This is a genomic window from Pseudoalteromonas rubra, from assembly GCF_004212645.1.
In the GTDB taxonomy this organism is placed as follows: Bacteria; Pseudomonadota; Gammaproteobacteria; order Enterobacterales; family Alteromonadaceae; genus Pseudoalteromonas; species Pseudoalteromonas rubra_G.
In genome coordinates, this window is the sequence record NZ_PPUZ01000005.1 from 103,976 (window position 1) to 122,642 (window position 18,667).

At 49.9% G+C, this 18,667-nt stretch carries 15 protein-coding genes; 10 read left to right on the forward strand and 5 right to left on the reverse strand.

All coding sequences use genetic code 11. The features are described 5' to 3' along the window. Positions 1-54: 54 nt before the first annotated feature. Positions 55-1,167, forward strand: coding sequence for an FAD-dependent monooxygenase (locus C3B51_RS02705; RefSeq protein ID WP_130244085.1), 1,113 nt, complete (start codon positions 55-57; stop codon positions 1,165-1,167). Between the two features lie 69 nt (positions 1,168-1,236). Here C3B51_RS02705 and C3B51_RS02710 read toward each other — a convergent pair whose 3' ends face one another. Further along, positions 1,237-1,497: a hypothetical protein gene (locus C3B51_RS02710; RefSeq protein WP_206076588.1), complete on the reverse strand. Its 261-nt coding sequence runs from the start codon at positions 1,495-1,497 to the stop codon at positions 1,237-1,239. Between the two features lie 312 nt (positions 1,498-1,809). Between C3B51_RS02710 and C3B51_RS02715 the strand changes: the two genes are divergently transcribed. Further along, positions 1,810-3,306, forward strand: a complete 1,497-nt coding sequence (locus tag C3B51_RS02715; protein ID WP_130244086.1) for a Calx-beta domain-containing protein — start codon at positions 1,810-1,812, stop codon at positions 3,304-3,306. A gap of 37 nt (positions 3,307-3,343) precedes the next feature. Here the strand turns inward: C3B51_RS02715 and C3B51_RS02720 are convergent, their stop codons facing one another. Then, complete coding sequence (locus C3B51_RS02720; protein WP_130244087.1) at positions 3,344-3,877, reverse strand: DinB family protein; 534 nt, start codon at positions 3,875-3,877, stop codon at positions 3,344-3,346. A 218-nt stretch (positions 3,878-4,095) separates the two neighbouring features. Between C3B51_RS02720 and C3B51_RS02725 the strand changes: the two genes are divergently transcribed. The 4 genes from C3B51_RS02725 (at position 4,096) to glsB (ending at position 7,417) form a co-directional block, all read left to right on the forward strand. Next, positions 4,096-4,401: a helix-turn-helix transcriptional regulator gene (locus C3B51_RS02725; protein WP_240701840.1), complete on the forward strand. Its 306-nt coding sequence runs from the start codon at positions 4,096-4,098 to the stop codon at positions 4,399-4,401. Position 4,402: 1 nt separating this feature from the next. After that, complete coding sequence (locus C3B51_RS02730) at positions 4,403-4,957, forward strand: hypothetical protein (protein ID WP_130244088.1); 555 nt, start codon at positions 4,403-4,405, stop codon at positions 4,955-4,957. Positions 4,958-5,809: 852 nt separating this feature from the next. Then, a complete protein-coding gene (locus C3B51_RS02735) occupies positions 5,810-6,373 on the forward strand; it encodes a phosphoribosyltransferase (protein WP_046003029.1) in 564 nt (187 codons plus the stop codon). Between the two features lie 114 nt (positions 6,374-6,487). Then, positions 6,488-7,417 carry a glutaminase B gene (gene glsB / locus C3B51_RS02740; protein WP_125716624.1) on the forward strand — a complete coding sequence of 310 codons (930 nt, stop codon included), beginning with the start codon at positions 6,488-6,490 and terminating at the stop codon, positions 7,415-7,417. A 52-nt stretch (positions 7,418-7,469) separates the two neighbouring features. Here the strand turns inward: glsB and C3B51_RS02745 are convergent, their stop codons facing one another. Continuing rightward, positions 7,470-8,774, reverse strand: coding sequence for an inosine/guanosine kinase (locus tag C3B51_RS02745; RefSeq protein WP_125716623.1), 1,305 nt, complete (start codon positions 8,772-8,774; stop codon positions 7,470-7,472). A gap of 170 nt (positions 8,775-8,944) precedes the next feature. Between C3B51_RS02745 and tadA the strand changes: the two genes are divergently transcribed. Further along, positions 8,945-9,466: a tRNA adenosine(34) deaminase TadA gene (gene tadA, locus C3B51_RS02750; RefSeq protein WP_130244089.1), complete on the forward strand. Its 522-nt coding sequence runs from the start codon at positions 8,945-8,947 to the stop codon at positions 9,464-9,466. Here the strand turns inward: tadA and C3B51_RS23505 are convergent. Beyond that, on the reverse strand, positions 9,457-9,621 hold the full coding sequence (locus C3B51_RS23505; protein WP_164881437.1) for a hypothetical protein: 165 nt from the start codon (positions 9,619-9,621) through the stop codon (positions 9,457-9,459). The genes tadA and C3B51_RS23505 overlap by 10 nt on opposite strands. Positions 9,622-9,739: 118 nt before the next feature. Continuing rightward, entirely contained in the window at positions 9,740-11,128 is a 1,389-nt protein-coding gene (mltF, locus tag C3B51_RS02755) for a membrane-bound lytic murein transglycosylase MltF (protein ID WP_130244090.1), read from the reverse strand. 182 nt (positions 11,129-11,310) lie between these two features. Here mltF and purL point away from each other — a divergent pair, with 182 nt between their 5' ends. The 3 genes from purL (at position 11,311) to C3B51_RS02770 (ending at position 18,662) form a co-directional block, all read left to right on the forward strand. Further along, positions 11,311-15,195: a phosphoribosylformylglycinamidine synthase gene (gene purL, locus C3B51_RS02760; RefSeq protein WP_130244091.1), complete on the forward strand. Its 3,885-nt coding sequence runs from the start codon at positions 11,311-11,313 to the stop codon at positions 15,193-15,195. A 199-nt stretch (positions 15,196-15,394) separates the two neighbouring features. Next, positions 15,395-15,937, forward strand: coding sequence for a hypothetical protein (locus C3B51_RS02765; RefSeq protein WP_130244092.1), 543 nt, complete (start codon positions 15,395-15,397; stop codon positions 15,935-15,937). 106 nt (positions 15,938-16,043) lie between these two features. After that, on the forward strand, positions 16,044-18,662 hold the full coding sequence (locus tag C3B51_RS02770) for an intermembrane phospholipid transport protein YdbH family protein (RefSeq protein ID WP_130244093.1): 2,619 nt from the start codon (positions 16,044-16,046) through the stop codon (positions 18,660-18,662). Positions 18,663-18,667 lie beyond the last annotated feature (5 nt).

Genomic DNA, 18,667 nt, shown 5'->3' on the forward strand with positions numbered 1-18,667 from the left:
TATCCCGCTCTGCTGCTTTGTCACACTGCGCTCATCTATTTAAGGAAGTGAACGATGCAAAAGAAACGTATAGCGATAATTGGTGCGGGTGTGGCGGGTATGGCACTGGCATTACTGACAAGAAAACAGGGGCATGAGGTACAGGTTTATGAGCGAGCGGCGACTCACACAACGATGGGGGCTGGCGTTACATTGTGGCCCAATGCCATGTATGTGTTACATAAAATGGGGCTGGCACAGAAAGTTATTCGCGCAGGGGGCACACCTGAGTCACTGTGTCAGTATGACCGCCGCGGCAACAGACAAACTACCCTGGATATTGGCGAGCTAAACCGGCACTGTGGCTATGCCAGCGTGACCATACTGCGCCGCGACTTGACTCGGATACTGGGTGAGGCGCTGACAGAGCAAGGGGTAGCCATTAAATTTGCAACCTCCGTAACCTGCCAAGAAGTAGACAGCCTCAGGCAAGCGAACGATCTGGTCGTTGGCGCTGATGGCAGAATGCAGTCGGTGGTGCGGCGAATGTTATTCGCTGAGGCGGGCACACCTCGCTACCAGGGGTTTATTAATGTGATAGGGGTAAGCAAGCTCAGGCCCGGTACCCTGGCTAATCATATTGGCGATTTTCGCCACCCCACAGAGCGCTTTGGCATAGTGCCGGTAAGGCCCGATATATGTTACTGGGCCGGTGCCTGGCGCACCTCACTCGATGACAGTCGAACTCAGCATGACTGGCTGGGAGAGCTAAGGCAGCGCTTTGGCGGCTGGGCTGAAGCGGTTCAGGCCGTGCTGAGGCACCCGGAACCTGAGTCGGTCCGGCCCATTTTTGTCCATGATTTGGATCCTCTTCCATACTGGCATAAAGACAATATGGTGCTGATTGGCGATGCAGCGCACGCGTCATTACCCACGTCAGGACAAGGGGCGTGTCAGGCACTGGAAGACGCCTGGCAGCTGGCCTGCCTGATGTCTCAGCAGGACCAGCTCGGCGCCGTGTTAAGCCAGTTTTACCGACTGCGGATAGAAAAAACCACCATGGCCCAGCATGTCGGCCGACAGTTAGCGCAGCAGCTTTTTTCTGGGCAAAGTGATGAATCGGCTGCGCAACCCGCACTGTCTCTGGCGCAGCTGAGTCGGCTATGGATGCAGGGGCTTGATGAATAAAGTGGGCTGTGGATCCTGCTGCTGGTGTGCTCAATCTAAACCGAGTTTTAGCAGTTCGCCAGAGGTCTGCTATTCGGGGGGATCTCCCGGGGCTTCCTTACGTTTACGTTGTTCCTGCTTTGCTTTCGCCACATTCTTAAATACGGGGGGCGGGATAGGAAACAACGAGAGTAAGGGAAAAATCGCCATCACCAGGTAGGCAGCTTTAGGCATACCTTTGGCCCATTTCACTATCCTGGCCAGGCACCACAGGCTGGCCACTACCAGGGCGAGAATAAGGCCTGCCTTTAGCAATACGGGTACAAGGGCTATGTCGGTGTGGTCCATCATCGTCACTTCCTTTTGCTGAGTAAAAGTACTTAATAGGAACGATGAGAGCAAAATTCAAGCGATCCGTATAATGCTGAGATTATTCAGAAAAGCAGCTCTTTAGGTGGTTTATATTAAATTCTAATCCAATTTTCTTATTTTTATGTTGCTTTATTGTGTATTTGCGCGCATCATAGCCTCAGATTGCAAAGATAATAATGGAAGCACTCACTCCTAATGGAATAGGAAATCGCATCGTACAGCGGATGTAGATGTGTCATTACTTTGTGTTGTATTAGCCTGAATCTGGATGAACCACACGAGTTTATTACCATGCTAAAAACATCACTTTCTTTGATTGCCCTGGTGGCATCTTCTGTTTCCTACGCAAATACCTGTACCGGTCAGCTGTATGGCATTAATGCAGGCCGTGGCGATGTCGGTATTTTATTTGGCCTGAACGAACAAGATAACAGTGCATTTGCACGTACGTTGGCAGAATTTAGTGCTTCTGCGCTGGCGTATGATCAAACCAGTCAGCGCATGTATTATGTGTCAGCGCCCAGGCCATTTGAGTATCAGGTTGATGTGAGCCACCTGAACCTCAGCGCTGAGCAGTTAACCCATCTGCCCATAGAGGGAAAACGCTTTAAATACCTGCGCCTGGCCTACTATGATTTTGCCACCGATACCCACACGCTGGTGGGCAGAACCTCGCAGGTGCTGAGTATGGTGTATGACCCCGAGCGCGATGCGCTGTTGGGCACCGATTTTAAAAAGCTGTATGAAATCAACAAAACAACCGGTGAAGCAACCGAATTAGGGGCATTGGGGTCACTAAAAGGCAAGTTCCGTGGCGATCTGGTTATCCAAAATGGTAACTGGTATCTGGTTACCAGCCGCAGTGTTTATCAGATAGATAAAACCACCTTTAAAGCAACAAAGCTGGCAAATCATAGCCTTACTGCGGCCACTGGCGCGGCGTTGAATCAGGCGGGTGAAATCGTTGTCAGCCGTACTCTGATCAACGACTATGGCCATGTTAATCGCTCTAAACTCTATAAACTCAACCCTCAGTCGGGTAATACCTGTTTACTGGCTACCGTACCGGTGCGGCTGAATGATTTGGCAGTGAACACCGATCAGCCCGTAGCCTGTTACACTACACCCAGTTGCGAGACCGATCCTGAACCCACTTTCACCCTTGAAGCAATCACAGGTGTGGTGTCGGAAGGGGGACAACTCGAATATCAAATAACCCTGAGCAACGCCTACTATCAGGATGTGACACTGGATGTCAGTGTGCTGGACGACACCACGTCTGCGGGTGATTATACGCCGCCGCCTGCCAGTATTACGATTGCTGCGGGACAAGTAAGTGCAACACTCAATATTGCAACGATGGATGATGACGAGCATGAAGACAGTGAGGCTTTCACCTTGCTGGTTGAAGGTGCAAAACATACCAGCGGCTCTGCGTCTGTTACTGGCACCATAGAAGATAATGACCCGGCGTGCATACCGGATAACTACACCCGCATTCATTATCAGTTTGTCAGTGAAAGCGCTGGCTACAACAATGACTGGGGCGTGCGGGTCAATGGCAGCTATGTGAAGTTGCTGGATGAGTACGGTGGCTCGGGCAGTTATGATGTCATTGAAGGCGCCAGCTACGACTATGTGTTGTCAATTAACGGTAACCCTGGCCAACTGACCACTAACTATCGTGTGTATGGCGACAAGCAGTACTGGGAAGACCAAAACGACCGCGATTACAACGACTTTGTTCTTAAAGTCTGGACATCGAGCATCCAAAAAGGGTGCGATTAACCTCTGCTAAAGTGGCCTCCAACAGGAGGCCGCTTCCTTATATATCATCAATTAGCAGCAAAAGATCGGTGGCCCCGACGTCCACACCCGCCTGACTGAGTAATGTCGATACCTGACCACGGTGATGCGTCTGGTGATTGAATAAATGCGTCAGTAAACTGGCAAAGGGTTTGTGGTACGTCACGCCCTTGCTGTTGCGATAGGTCAATACGCTTGTTAAATCACTGTCCTGTAAATGCTGTAGTAAACCTAAGATCTGCTCATCCAGCCACTGACGATAGTCAGTTAACTGCGCCAAATCGTCAAATAAACACTGATCCAGACTGGTGGGGTTGTCCTGTGCCACCACAGCGGCCAGCACATCGGCGCAGGCTTCACTGCCGGCATAGCGTTTTAGCCAGATAAGATCTGCCACAACAAGGTGGTTTAAAGTGCCCAGTATCGAGCCAAAAAATGCACCCCGATCCTGTTTTAGGGCAGCGTCGCTCAGTTGTGCGGCGGCGGTATGCACTTTTTGATTCATCCACTGGTTGTAATTTGCCAATAGTCTGAACTGGGTAAGTTGGCTCATGGGCGTGTCCTTTCGGGTGTGTTTAGTTGCGCTAATAATAGCGGTGATAGTAGCAGTGATACTAATACAAGTAGCTGATAAGTATTTATAAATATAAACAAAAAAGGCAAGGGATGATGAATATATTCATAGATGTCTACAGGCCTACGCAATTCAGTTGTTGGTCCAGTTAACTTGTGGTAACTATCTGTTTACAATTTTAACCCATGGAAAAGAGAATGAAGCATAGCCCAAGGAAGCGACAGCAGGAAATTGACCGGTTTAACCGGCTGATCCAGCGCTCCATTCGTCAGATGCGTAATGAGCTTGGATTGAGCCAAAAAGATCTGGCCGCGAAAATGTCGTCAGCGGTTGACCAGTCAACGGTCAGCAACTGGGAAAGTGGCAAAACGGATATGACCAGTGCCCAGCTGCTGGATATCTTTATGATTTTTGGCAAGGACCTGGTTGCCTTGTATTTTAATTTTTTAAGTGATAAGCCACCTGCCAGCCCGGAAGAAAAAAACGAAGAAGAGGAGTCATAAGATGGATTTTTATACAATAGTCAGTTATTCAGGTATCCCGTTTTTACTATTTGCACTGGTTTACACTTGGAAGTATGAAAGCTCACGGTACTTTTTGCTCTTGATGTTGCTTCTGGAAGTCGTCGATTTAGCCCTATACAAGATTAGTTATACCTGGACTACGCACATGTATTTGTACAACATGGTGATATGCATGCTGATTGTTGTGCCTGTTGTCTACCGTAGTCGAATTGCGCTTTTTATATATAAGTTGACAGGTATTCCTTTCTTCTCGCGCGTTTATAAAAATCATCACTTCTCAATACAAGAGATTGGTTTGATATTGTTGCATCTTGTTGACTTTGTTCTGGCTGCATTTAATTACCTTGAGGTATGGTTATACAAGTTCTATGTGATTGATGGCTGGATAATGAGTAATGGCGTGCGCAATTTTATATTGGTTTCTTTGAACTTATTGATGTACTTATGCTTGTTAACTTATGCCGTCAAAACTCCAGCCCGTGAGCTTTTTTATAAGGAGCATGGGGAAAGCTTTGCCACCAAAGCATCCGATTAGTAGTACAAAATGCTTGGCGCCACTGTTAGGAGCCTTTAGTGCCGGACATGCTTAGAAGTTGGGGTTTACTAATGAAAGCAAAGTGTGTATTTGTATTAATAAATTCATCATACTGAGTGCAATCCCAATGGGTGTACCAGTAAATAGCGAGGAAGCATAGGAATGAAAAACATCAGCAAAGCAGATTTGTTAAAAATTCAAGGTGGGGTTAACAAGCCTGGTGATAGAGATCTGCCAGCCAGAAGTCAGCCAATTGAGAAGCCAGCAAAGTCATAAATTTTATGGCTAGAGGAGCGTGCTTTATATGAAGCTGCACGTTTTAAAATGTCGGCCATGGATATTTGAGTTAGCCTAGAAGGATATGTAGGTATGAAAAACATCAGTAAAGCAGAATTGTTACAAGTACATGGAGGCAGTCCAAGAAGCCCAGGTGATCGTGATGTGCCACCAAGAAGTCAGCCAATTGAAAAGCCCCCCAAGTCTTAAACCCGGTAAAGCCTACGTTGAGCTCGCACTCGTCGTACGCTTTGGGCGGCGCTCAATCGGCAGGCTCATTTAATTACCATCTTCGGGGCTATTCGGTTACCGGTTAATGCACGGGTATCAGACTGGCGGTAAAAGTGTTTTACTGCCGGTCATTCATTCACGCCCAGGTTAAGCGGTCAGCGTGCCCCTTCCATTCAGTCATCATCCTGTAAAAAAACTGCGCTAGCGCAAGCAATTTTTTTTCTACTCAGCTAAAATACTCGGTTATACGTTATTCTCAGCCGTGCTGTCTGATGGGGTGCTTGTATTGGTGCCTTTTACACTCAGGTTTGTGCGGTGTTCTTTGCTCAATGACACGGGGTTTGTATGTCTGACAAGTGCTATATCACGGCGCAACAATTACTTGAAGATTCATTTCGACTGGCGGCTCAGGTTTATGAAGACGGCTTTCGTCCTGACTTTATTATCGGCATCTGGCGTGGTGGTGCGCCTATCGGGATTGCGGTTCAGGAATACTATGATTACAAGGGCATAGAAACAGACCACATTGCGGTGCGTACGTCGTCTTACTATGGTATCGGCAAGCAGTCGAAAGAGATCAAAGTACACGGTTTGCATTACATTGTTGAGAACGCCAATGCGGGCGACTCGTTACTGATTGTGGACGACGTGTTTGATTCGGGTCGCAGTATTTATGCGCTGCGTGAAAAACTCGAAGAGCTGATGCGCCTGAACCTGCCAAAAGACATTCGTGTTGCCTGTCCTTACTACAAGCCAACCAATAAAAAAGTGCCGATGACGCCGGATTACTTTATCCATGAGTCGGACGAGTGGCTGGTCTTCCCCCATGAATTATCTGGGCTAACGCCGGATGAGCTGATCGCGGGCAAATCTGACCTGGCTAACATCAAAGAGCTGTTTACTAAGTAAAACAAGCGCCAGTTGCATTGTTAAAGCCGCACCGGCAAACGCCCGTGCGGCTTTTTTGTGGGTGTAAATCTGTTACACTCGCGCTATTGTGCTTTTTGATATGATGTTTGCTCTATGACTAACGCTACGCCCGATTATCAGGCTATTTTGCAACAGGTTGCACAGCAAGTGCAGCCCCTGTCTCACCGGGGAAAAGTGGCCGATTACATCCCCGCGCTTGCCGAGCAGTCACTGGGTCAGTTTGCCATTGCATTACATACCGCCGACGGGCAAACCTTCAGTGCCGGTCACTGTGACAGCCGCTTTACCATTCAGTCTGTGTCTAAGGTGATGACCCTGACGCTGGCATTGCAGCGTTATGGCGATGAGCTGTGGCAACGGGTGGGCAAAGAGCCGTCGGGCACCGCATTTAACTCCCTGACTCAGCTGGAGTTTGAAAATGGCATTCCCCGCAACCCCTTTATCAATGCCGGTGCCATCGTAACCTGCGATGCTTTATTCAGCCGCCTGAGTGCGCCTATCCACACTATGCTGGAGAGCTACCGTAGCCATACTGCTAATCCTAAGGTGGGCATTAACAAGGTGGTGGCACAGTCTGAATACGACCATCGTTATCGTAATGCGGCCATGGCCTATCTGATGAAATCATTCGGCAACTTTGATAATCAGGTTGAAGAAGTGCTGTGGTCGTATTTTAACTTTTGCGCCATTGAGCTGAATGTGTGTGAACTGGCGCAGGCGTTTTCTTATCTCTCAACCGGCGGCATCTGTCAGCAAAGCGGTCAGCGGGTACTGAGTGCAAGGCAGACCCAGCAGCTTAATTCTTTGTTGTTCACCAGTGGCTTGTACGACGCCGCCGGAGACTTTGCCTATCGGGTAGGTATGCCGGGTAAATCTGGGGTGTCGGGCACCATCATCGCGGTGGCGCCAGAGCGCTTTACGGTGGCGGTGTGGTCGCCGGGGTTAGATAAAGTGGGTAATTCCGTGGCCGGTATTGCGGCGCTGGAGTTGCTGGCTGAAAAGCTGGGCACTGCGTTATTTTAACCGAGCGCAGAGACATAAAAAATGGGAGCCTCGGCTCCCATTTTTTATTGCCTTACTGATCCCAGTAGGTCTGTTCCAGCGAGTCTTCTCGCTCTGGCAAACCACGCGACAGGCGCGGCGAATGCTGAACTAAGACTTCGTAGCTGGCACGGTTAGCGTATTTGCTGATCTGCGCCAGTGAAGAATAGGTAATGGCATGCTGCTCATGCTTGGCCGAGTTGGGTACATTGAGTTTATGGTAGACATTGGCTGATAAGTCGTGCAGTACCGCAGCCAGCGCACAATCTCCGGCACCATTGGTGTTTTTGATGGTGTCTGGGCCACCCATGTAAGGGGCCGTGTGGCTGTATGCTTTGATTGGCTGTTTACAGGCACTGCGGCGCATGGCGCGGGAGAACTCATACTGGTTGAATTCAGGAATGGCCCCTGGCAGCAGCGGATATTCGGTTTCGCGTTTTTTCTCGTCGTCCACGTAACCGGCCATAAACAGGCCCTTTGGTCCGGCGGTACAGATCACTAAGTCGACCCAGTCCAGCGCTTTGTCGGCGGCCAGCAGTGGATCGTCAAACCCTGTGATGGCTTCGCCTTCTTCCTCGTTCATGGCCAGAATATCAACGTGTTTTTCAACGAATTCTGCCCACCACGCGGGGTCTTGTTCAATCAGGAACTTAGTGCCTAACGTCAATACCACCGGAACACCGGCATCATTGGCATACTTCACCGCCTGCATGGTTGCCTGTGTCATGGTTTCTTCGCCTGAGGTACGCATCAGATAGGCGCTGATCACCAAAGCTGAGGCGTGTTCAATCAACGACTTGTCGATAGACTCTGGTTTCAGATGGTTCATCATACCGGCGCTGATCGCGAAGGTGCGTTCGCCACTGTCGTCAATCAGGGTAAAGCAACGGCCGATGGGACCGGGCACAGGTTGCAGGTAATCAAGATCGACGCGGCTGGAGGTGTTACACAAAAACTTATAGGCGTAGCTGCCTATTTGAATGTTCTCGCTCATTACGCCCAACAATACCGAGCGGCTATCCGCCAGCACGGAGTAGTTGTGCATGGTATTGCCTATGGTGCCGCCAGCAAATTCATAGTCAATCATGTCATCACGTTTCAGGCGGTCATAGAGCGCATTGGTGACATCATTGTCTATCACTTGAGACATACCGCGTTGCAGCCCAAACTCATCAAGGAAGGCCTGATCAACCTTAGCTTCGATATCTACTACGATCTGGTCAATACCACAAATGTAGTTGCGTTTAAGTCGATCAACGACATGTAACTGGTTAATTATGGGGTCTTTATCTTCGACTGGAAAATAATGTTTATGTCTTCTGCGGCCCGGAAATTTCATGTTTTACCCGTGTGTGTTGAGCTCGTCAAATAAAAAAAGCGGCGAATTATAGCTTAAATTGATATCAATGAGCCATGGCAATTTGCTAATTTTAGCAATATAACTGTCACAGTGCGCAGTTCGCGACAATACGCTAGAATATCCTCCATTTTGTACCCAGGAGCACACAGGTGGACGAACAACAGCAAGATCTTTATTGGATGCAGCAGGCACTGGAGTATGCCGACAAGGCCGAGCAGGAAAATGAGATCCCGGTTGGCGCCGTGGTGGTTAAAGACGGTGAGCTGATTGGCGCAGGCTGGAACCGCTCGATTTGTTGTCACGACCCTTCCGCGCACGCCGAGATGCTGGCGATTAGAGATGCCGGTCAGTGCATCGAGAATTATCGGCTGGTGGATTGCACCCTGTACGTAACGTTAGAGCCTTGCCCTATGTGCGCCGGTTTGCTGGTGCACAGCCGCATTAAGCGGGTGGTGTTTGGCGCAGCGGATGCCAAAACAGGCGCAGCGGGATCCATCATGAATTTGCTACAAGAGCCGAAACTGAATCATCAGGTTGAAGTATTAGGTGGGGTTTTGGCGGAGCAGTGTGGCGAAAAATTATCGGCGTTTTTCCGTCGTCGCCGTAAAGAGATCAAGGCGCAGAAAAAAGCCCGTCAGGCGGGGTTAAACGACAAAGCGGCTCAGGGTTGAGCCGCTCTTTCGTCTGCCGCTATCTGGATCAATGCATAGATGCGGCGGCGCAGTAAAATTTTACGGTGAATGTTGCGGAGCATAATACGGCGACGATTTGGGCTCGTGTTGCGCGTGTTACGCTTAAATTGATGAGTACGACGTCTTCTTAGCATCGTAACCTCCATTTTTAGTGAGAGAACAACTACGCGCGATAGCTATAGCGTAATAGTATGTCAGCTTAATGACAGAGTCAGGACATAATACCGGATACTTAACACAGCGCCTTGCAGATCAGTTGGTTGGTTGCTCTGAGTCTGTATTGACTTGAAGGGCCCCATTGTCATCTAACCAGATCAGGGCGTCGTAGTACCGGCGAATGTTATCCACATAAGTTACTGCCACATCGCCGCGCGCATATCCATATTTAGTCTTTCGATAGTAGCGCTTTTTAGTCAGCAGTGGTAGTCGTTTTTTCACCTCTGCCCAGCTGGTTGCATCGCCGCCCTGACGCAGGGTCAGCTTACGCGCGTCATTCACATGACCCCACCCAACGTTATACGCAGCCAGGGCAAACCAGGTTCTGTCTGGTGCACTGATCTGTTTGGGAATGCGGTTAATGAGCTTACGCAGATAGCGTGCGCCGCCACGAATGTTTTGCTCGGGTTTCAGTCGATGGGTTACGCCCACCTGCTTGGCTGTGCGTTGGGTCAGCATCATGATCCCGCGTACGCCAGTGGGAGACTTAGCTCTGGGGTTCCACATCGACTCCTGATAGCTCAGCGCGGCCAGTAATCGCCAGTCGAGCTGATGTTGCTCTGCGTACTGCATAAACCAGTCCTGATATTTGGGCAGCGTGGTTTTGCTTGCCTCAACAAACGCCAGGGTATTGACGTAATTAAAGCGCTGAACATGGCCAAAGTACTTTTCTTCTAGTGCCGCCAGCTGTGCAGACTGTTGCATTCTGGCAAAGAATGGCGGCAGCAGAGCGTACAAAGAGTCGTCCTGGTCGTTGCGCAGGACCCAGGCAACCGGATCGGCCTGAGTGACGGAAAAGGCAATACTGACATTGGGGTGATAGCGCCGAAACAGCGCCAGTGAGTGAGAGTCGACCACAGTGTATTGTATGTCGCCGTCGATGATCCCTTGCAGCAGCTCTTCCTGATCCCGGTCATCCACACTTTGCCAGCTGAGTTCGGGATACTGCTGCTGTGCCACCTGCAACGTGATCACATGGTGGCTGTTAGCCAGAACGGTGACCGGACCGGTTAACTGGGCAAAGTTACGTGGCCGGGTATTGCCTTGCTTAAACACCAGCTTTTGACTGATCTCCCGATAGCTGGGACCAAACCGAAAATGCTCGGCACGCTGTGGGTGGTAAGTGAGTCCGGCTGCGGCAATGTCCAGGTCGCCACTTTGCAGGCGCTCAAACAGTTTTTTCAGGCTGAAAAAGGGCACTATCTGTAGCTCAACCCCCAGCTCATCAGCAAACTGCTCAGCCAGCTCGTATTCAAACCCCTGTTCACCGCCAATGCCCTGATAAAAGGTGGCGGGACCAACCAAAGTGCCAATGCGGATCACTTCCTGCGTTTTGATCCGTTGCAACTGAGTGGCAGGCATTTTTTCGCAGCTGCTCAGTAACAACAAACAGCACAGTATTAGCACAGAGGAAAGCAAATGCATAAGTGACTTTTGGCTCCTTGGTAAACGAGGGTGGCAGAGGGTTCCATGCTCGCAATTAACAGTGCTTTTGTGAAGGGGCTTTTTTTCGATAATTGCTAAATTTGAGTTAAATAAGGAGGCCAAATCGACTATAATGGCGGCCCAAAATATCGTTCAATCCTTAACCCCGGATGAAAATACCTATGTTGATCCTACGTGGTGCACCTGCACTTTCTGATTTCAAAGTTCAAAAAATCCTTAAAAGCTGTAACGATGCGCAATTGCCAGTCACTGGCGTGTATGCCGAGTTCATGCATTTTGCCGATCTGACAGCGGAACTTTCTGAGTCTGAACTGGACAAGCTGAGCAAGCTTTTAAAGTACGGCCCGACCATTGCCGAACATGCGCCTGAAGGAACCCTGATCTTAGTGACGCCGCGAATTGGCACAATTTCGCCTTGGGCTTCAAAAGCCACGGACATTGCCAACAACTGTGGTCTGGATAAAGTACACCGCGTAGAGCGTGGTATTGCCTACTACGTTGAGGGCGCGCTGAGCGCAGAGCAGACTGCTGAGGTAGCTAAGCTATTGCACGACCGCATGACCGAGTCAGTGCACAGCAAACTGGAAGACGCGGGTCAGTTATTCCGCGTAGAAGAGCCGCGCCCAATGTCATCTGTAGATATTCTTAGCGGTGGCCGTGAAGCGCTTGTTAAGGCAAACATAGAACAAGGCTTCGCATTAGCGGACGACGAAATTGACTACCTGGTTGAAAACTTCACCAAGCTAGGTCGTAACCCGAACGACATCGAGCTATTTATGTTCGCACAGGCGAACTCTGAGCACTGTCGTCACAAAATTTTTAACGCCGACTGGACAATCGACGGCGTAGAGCAGCCAAAGTCGCTGTTCAAAATGATCAAAAATACTTACGAGACGCACCCAGAAAACGTACTGTCTGCTTATAAAGATAATGCAGCGGTTATGAAGGGCTCTAAAGCGGGTCGTTTCTTCCCAAATAAAGACGGTGAGTACAGCTACAATCAAGAGAATATTGAAATCTTGATGAAGGTAGAAACCCACAACCACCCAACGGCAATTGCGCCATTCTCAGGCGCATCAACCGGTTCTGGTGGTGAAATTCGTGACGAAGGCGCAACAGGTCGTGGTTCTAAGCCAAAAGCGGGTCTGGTTGGTTTTACCGTCTCTAACCTGCGCATTCCGGGCTTTGAGCAGCCGTGGGAAAGCAACTTCGGCAAGCCTGGCCGTATCGTTGACGCACTCGACATCATGATTGACGGTCCTCTGGGTGGCGCGGCGTTTAACAATGAATTTGGTCGTCCTAATCTGTTAGGTTACTTCCGTACTTACGAAGAAAAAGTAAACAGCCACAATGGCGAAGAGGTACGTGGTTACCACAAGCCAATTATGCTGGCAGGTGGTCTGGGCAACATTCGTACTGAGCATGTGCAAAAAGGCGAAATCCCGGTTGGCGCTAAGCTAATTGCACTGGGTGGTCCGGCGATGAACATCGGCCTGGGTGGTGGTGCTGCGTCATCCATGGCTTCTGGTCAGTCAAACGAAGATTTAGATTTTGCTTCTGTACAGCGTGAAAACCCAGAGATGGAACGTCGTTGTCAGGAAGTGATCGACAAGTGCTGGCAGCTTGGCGACGAAAACCCCATCGCGTTTATCCACGATGTGGGCGCGGGTGGTCTTTCTAATGCATTCCCTGAGCTGGTAGACGACGGTGGTCGTGGTGGTAAATTCCAGCTGCGTAACATCCCGAACGATGAGCCGGGCATGGCACCACATGAGATCTGGTGTAACGAATCACAAGAACGTTATGTACTTGCCGTAGCGGCAGAAGACTTCGCACGTTTTGAAGAAATCTGTAAGCGTGAGCGCGCACAATACGCTGTTATCGGTGAAGCAACTGAAGAGCGTCATCTAACCGTTGCGGACAGCCACTTTGATAACAACCCGGTCGATCTTCCGCTTGACGTACTACTTGGTAAAGCACCTAAGATGCACCGTGACGTTGAGTCAAAGAAAGTTGAAGGCCAAGCCCTGAACACTGACAGCATCGACGTTGAGGAAGCGGCTAAGCGTTTACTTCGCTTACCGACGATTGCTGAGAAAACCTTCCTTATCACCATTGGTGACCGTACGGTAACAGGCCTGGTGGCGCGTGACCAAATGGTTGGCCCCTGGCAGGTACCAGTAGCAAACTGTGCAGTAACAGCAGCTGCGTTTGATACTTACCACGGTGAAGCCATGTCAATGGGTGAGCGTACACCTGCGGCACTGCTAAACTATGGTGCATCGGCACGTTTAGCCGTCGCAGAAGCATTAACGAATATTGCTGGCGCAAACATTGGTGGTCTTGAAAACATTAAGCTATCTGCAAACTGGATGGCCGCAGCGGGTCACCCGGGTGAAGACGCAGGCCTTTACGAAGCGGTTAAAGCCGTAGGTGAAGAGCTGTGTCCGGCACTTGGCCTGACTATTCCGGTAGGTAAAGACTCCATGTCGATGAAGACAACATGGCAAGACAACGGTGAAGACAAAGCGGTAACAGCACCACTTTCTTTGATCATCACTGCATTTGGCCGTGTTGAAGACATTCGTAAAACAGTCACACCTCAGCTTCGCACTGATAAAGGTGACTCAAGCCTGATCTTAGTTGATTTAGGTGCAGGTCAAAACCGCATGGGTGCATCAAGCCTGGCACAGGTTTACAAGCAACTGGGTGACAAGACGCCAGACGTTGACAGCCCTGAGCTGTTAAAAGGCTTCTACAACGCGATGCAGGCGCTGGTAGCCGACGAGAAGCTATTGGCTTACCACGACCGTTCAGACGGTGGTTTATTCACAACGGTCGCGGAAATGGCCTTCGCAGGTCACACCGGTGTGACAGTAAACCTGGATAGCCTGACAGGCTCTGACATCGAAGCGCTTTACAACGAAGAGCTGGGTGCTGTGATTCAGGTTCGTAACGACGACCTTGCAGCAGTTGAAGCTGTGTTAGCTGACAACGGCCTTGCGGCAATCAGCCACACTATCGGTAGCTTAAACACAGAAGATAAAGTGATCTTCAACCGTGGTGGTGAAGCCGTACTTGCCAATACCCGTACTGAACTACGTACTATCTGGGCTGAAACGACTTATAAGATGCAAGCACTGCGTGATAACCCTGAGTGTGCTAAGCAAGAATTTGATGCCAAATTTGACGAAAAAGATCCAGGTCTGAACGTAAAACTGAGCTTCGATTTAAACGAAGACGTAGCAGCACCTTACATTGCAACCGGTGCTAAGCCTAAGATGGCAATCTTGCGTGAGCAAGGCGTTAACTCGCACGTTGAAATGGCAGCCGCCTTTAACCGTGCAGGCTTTGCAGCAGTTGACGTACACATGAGTGACATTCTGGAAGGTCGCTTGACGCTAGACCAGTTCAAAGGCCTGGTAGCCTGTGGTGGCTTCTCGTATGGTGACGTGCTAGGTGCGGGTGAGGGTTGGGCTAAGTCAATCCTATTCAATGACATGGCACGCGACCAGTTCCAAACCTTCTTTGAGCGCCAGGACACCTTCAGCTTAGGTGTGTGTAACGGTTGTCAGATGCTATCAACACTGAAAGAGCTTATCCCAGGCACTGAGCACTGGCCACGTTTTGTAACCAATAAGTCAGAGCGTTTTGAAGCACGCTTCAGCCTGGTTGAAGTACAAGAAAGCCCGTCGGTATTCTTCCAGGGCATGGCGGGCTCTCGTATGCCAATCGCGGTATCTCACGGTGAAGGCCATGCTGAGTTTGCCAACGACGCAGCAGTAAAAGCAGCGCTTGAGTCTGGCACCGTAGCCGTTCAATACGTTGATAACTTTGGTAAGCCAACCACGCAATACCCGAACAACCCAAATGGTTCACCAGAAGGGATCACAGGTATTACCTCAACGGATGGCCGTGCAACCGTGATGATGCCACACCCAGAGCGTGTATTCCGTGCCGTGGCTAACTCTTGGCACCCGGACGAGTGGAAAGAAGATAGCCCGTGGATGCGTATGTTCCGTAACGCTAGAAAGAATATCGGCTAATTGTTTAGTTTGATGAAAAAGGTCACTTCAGTGGCCTTTTTTATTGCCCTCAAATTCATCCTGTTCATGGTTTGGTATTATTTGCCCTTTATACTTTCTGTCCTTAAGTTTTTTATGTAAATACCGATACAATGGTTGAATTAGAGGTACTTTCGGTCGCAAGGGGCCGAAGGCCAATAATGGCAATCAAGGAGTGAGTATGGACATACAAATACACCCAGGCAGTGCTTTAGTACACAAGCCGACATCGCATGCACCAGTTCGCACTAACAGCGATGAGGCTTTAGATGTGGACGCCCAGCAAGAGACTCAGGATAGCGAAGAAGCGGAGGTCATACCGCCACTGCTGTCAAAAGAGCTTGATGAAGAAGCGAGCCAGTACAAAGAAGATAATCCGGTATTTGAAGAGGATTATGAGGATCTGGAGAAAGCCATGGAACTCATCCAGGCGATGATCCGTAAGCTGCAGGCGCAAATCAACAAGCTGATGCAGTCTGTACAGCAGCGCCATTTGCAAGTACAGCAACATGAGGAAACACAAGTATCATCGGACTCAAGGCCCATTGAGCACATAGGATTAAAACAATATCGTGATCACTCTAAGGTGGACGAAATAGAGGTGCTTGAGCAGCAGCTCTCTGAGTACAAACAACAGGAAGCCGATATTCGGGTCAATATGATCAAAATGATCCTCGCAGAGCGAGAGCGGCTGGAAGAACTCAAACGCAAAGGGAAGTTGTAAGCGAATTTAGCGGCTAAGATGCTGACCAACTTGTAAGGGACTTTTGCAAACTTAACATCTTCTTACTGTGGCAGACATTACATCGCCACTAAGATCCCTTACACTTATGCAAGTTTTCAATAAGTACCAGATAGCGATGCGGCGTTTTTTTCTTATTCTGTTATTTGCCCTGTTTACGATAGGGATCACTGTTTATTATTTTCGCGTGCCACTGCCACTCACCATTGGCAAGCAGATACTGACTGAAGAGCAGGGCTTGCTGGAGTGCTTAGACTGGTCTGTTGACAGCTGGGACAGGCTAGCCATTGAGCGGCTTTGCTGGCGCAGTGATGCCATTGCGGTGGAGCTCACTAATGCCACCTTTGATGGCGACCATTTGCAGGTGGGCAATATGAGTGTGGTCCATCGTGCGGTTCAGACCGCTAGCGACACTAAGGTGGTGCACACGCCTGCGCCTTTACAGCTTGATTTGCCAGAAGGTATGCCGACACTCCAGGTTGAGGCGCTCACCGTATCGAGCCCCTTGTTGCCAGCGCCGCTGAACCTGAGCGTAACCCAGCGCGATGACTTTGCGTTTATTATCAACGGAGATGTGAAAGCCGACATTGACTTGTACGATACTGAGTTGCGCACCACATTGGATTTATCCAGCCCGGTTGTACAGACGTTGTTGCGCCAGGCCAACTTGCCTGTGGAAGTAGCTGCTTTGACGGGGGTTGTTGAAACCCGTTTTGATGGCCTGACGGTCAACGCAGATATCCAGTTACAGAGCACATTGAACTATGCCTTGCCTCAGTGCCAGCCTGAAGCTCAGATCAATGGTGTGATCGCCGCACAGTGGGATCTGAGCAGTCAAAGTGGCAAGGTGGATCTGAGCCAGTTGCCTGTCGACCTGAGTGTACCTGAGTGTGAATCGCTGCTTGCAAAGCTCCCACAGTCCTGGCAAAACAGCCTTTGGTCGGCACAGTGGCAAGTCCATATTACTGAGCCGGTGACGGTGAATGCGGATAAGGTAAGCTTGCCTGAATTGCGTGTCTCTGCTGGCAATGGGGCGACCTTAGCCACGCTCAGCGACTTGGCATATTCTCTTGCTGGACAGCAGGCGCGCAGCAAACTGATGCTCTCACATCAAAGCGACGCGCTTAACCTGCTGGAGGCACAAGTCGATGTGTTGCTTGAAGGCTCGCAGTTGGATGGCAAGGGCACAGTCATCCTTGAGGTGGCGCAGGCGCCGGCTGAGCTAGCCGTTAACTGGCAGGACGTAACTTTACGCAGCGAGTTTACGTTGCAGGGCACAGTCACAGAGCAGCTAAATTTGACCTTTAAGATGCAACCTCAGGCAGATTCTGTGACAGCAGAAAATCTCAGCCTGGAGGCGCTTTCGACGACTCTGTCTGGCCAAGCCGCGTTCGATCTAACTCAGCAAAGTACAGTAGCGACAAAAGCCCCATTTAAATTGCTGCAATGGCAGCTCAATTCTAATGTGGAGCGTTATTTGATAAGCGGCGTACAGGGGCGTAACCTCAGCGTCACAGGCCATGGTGACATCAATGCCTTGCTGGCAGCCACTGTACATGGCGATATTCGGGTTGGATCATTTAAACGTCAGGAAGTGAGAGGCAAAGACTTACATCAGCAGCTAGAGTTCAGTGGTCAATTACAGAGCGAGGGGCCGGTTGGCAAGCTAGCGGGCAGCTCGGTGATTGAGTTGCTGGCTCACCCTCAACTGGTACTCAGAGATGTGGCTATGCAAAGTAGCGGCCGTATTGCGGGAAGTGAGCAACTGGCGCTGAATCATACACTGACCCTGGATAACCTGGAATTACAACTGACGCATCGCCTGGAAGCCGGATTAATGCCATTTACTCTGACACTGGCTGATCATGGTCTGGGGGCGGTTCAGTCATTGGCCAGCCAGTTTGTGCCAAAGCTTAAAATTGAGCAGGGTCTGATCAATGCCCAGGTTACTGGCGAGCTGACGCGCCAGACTTTTGATTTTGAAATGAATGTGGATGACGCCGCGTTTTTATATGAGCACCACTATGTATCGGAGCTGGATTTGCCAATGAAGGGAAAGTGGCATGCGGGTGAACTTGTCATCGAGCCTGCGCCACTGAGTATCACCGAGGTGCGCTCGGGTGCTGTGCTGACAGACGTACAAGGCCAGATAACCTCAGACAGCAATTTACCGGTGTTACGTCAGTTCAGGGCCAATGTATTTGGCGGCCAGTTAGCGGCTGAGCAGATCTTACTGAGTAAGCAAGATCAAGAGATTTTAGTGACGGCCAGCGATCTGGACCTGATGCTGATCTCTGAAGCTGGCAGGGAGTCCGGGGTTGAGCTACACGGACGGGTATCCGGCAGGTTGCCAGTCTTTATACGCAACGGGCAGGCCGAGATCCGCGATGGCTACCTCAGCAATGTGGTGGATAGTATGCTCAAGGTAGAGGATAATGCGTCATTCAACGCCTTAAAGTCTCAGCGTCCGGAATTACAAACGGTGTTTGGTGTACTGGACGAGTTGAGTATTGAAACACTAAGTGCCGACGTGAACATGGCACAAGACGGGCAGCTGGAATTGGCTGTGAAAATTGCCGGTGAAAATAAGCAGCAAAAACAGCCCGTGAATTTTAATTATACGCACAGTGAAAATATTTATACCCTGTTCAGGGCATTGCGACTGAGTGATGAAATTACTCAGGAAGTGGAAAAAGCTTTAAACTAATAGGA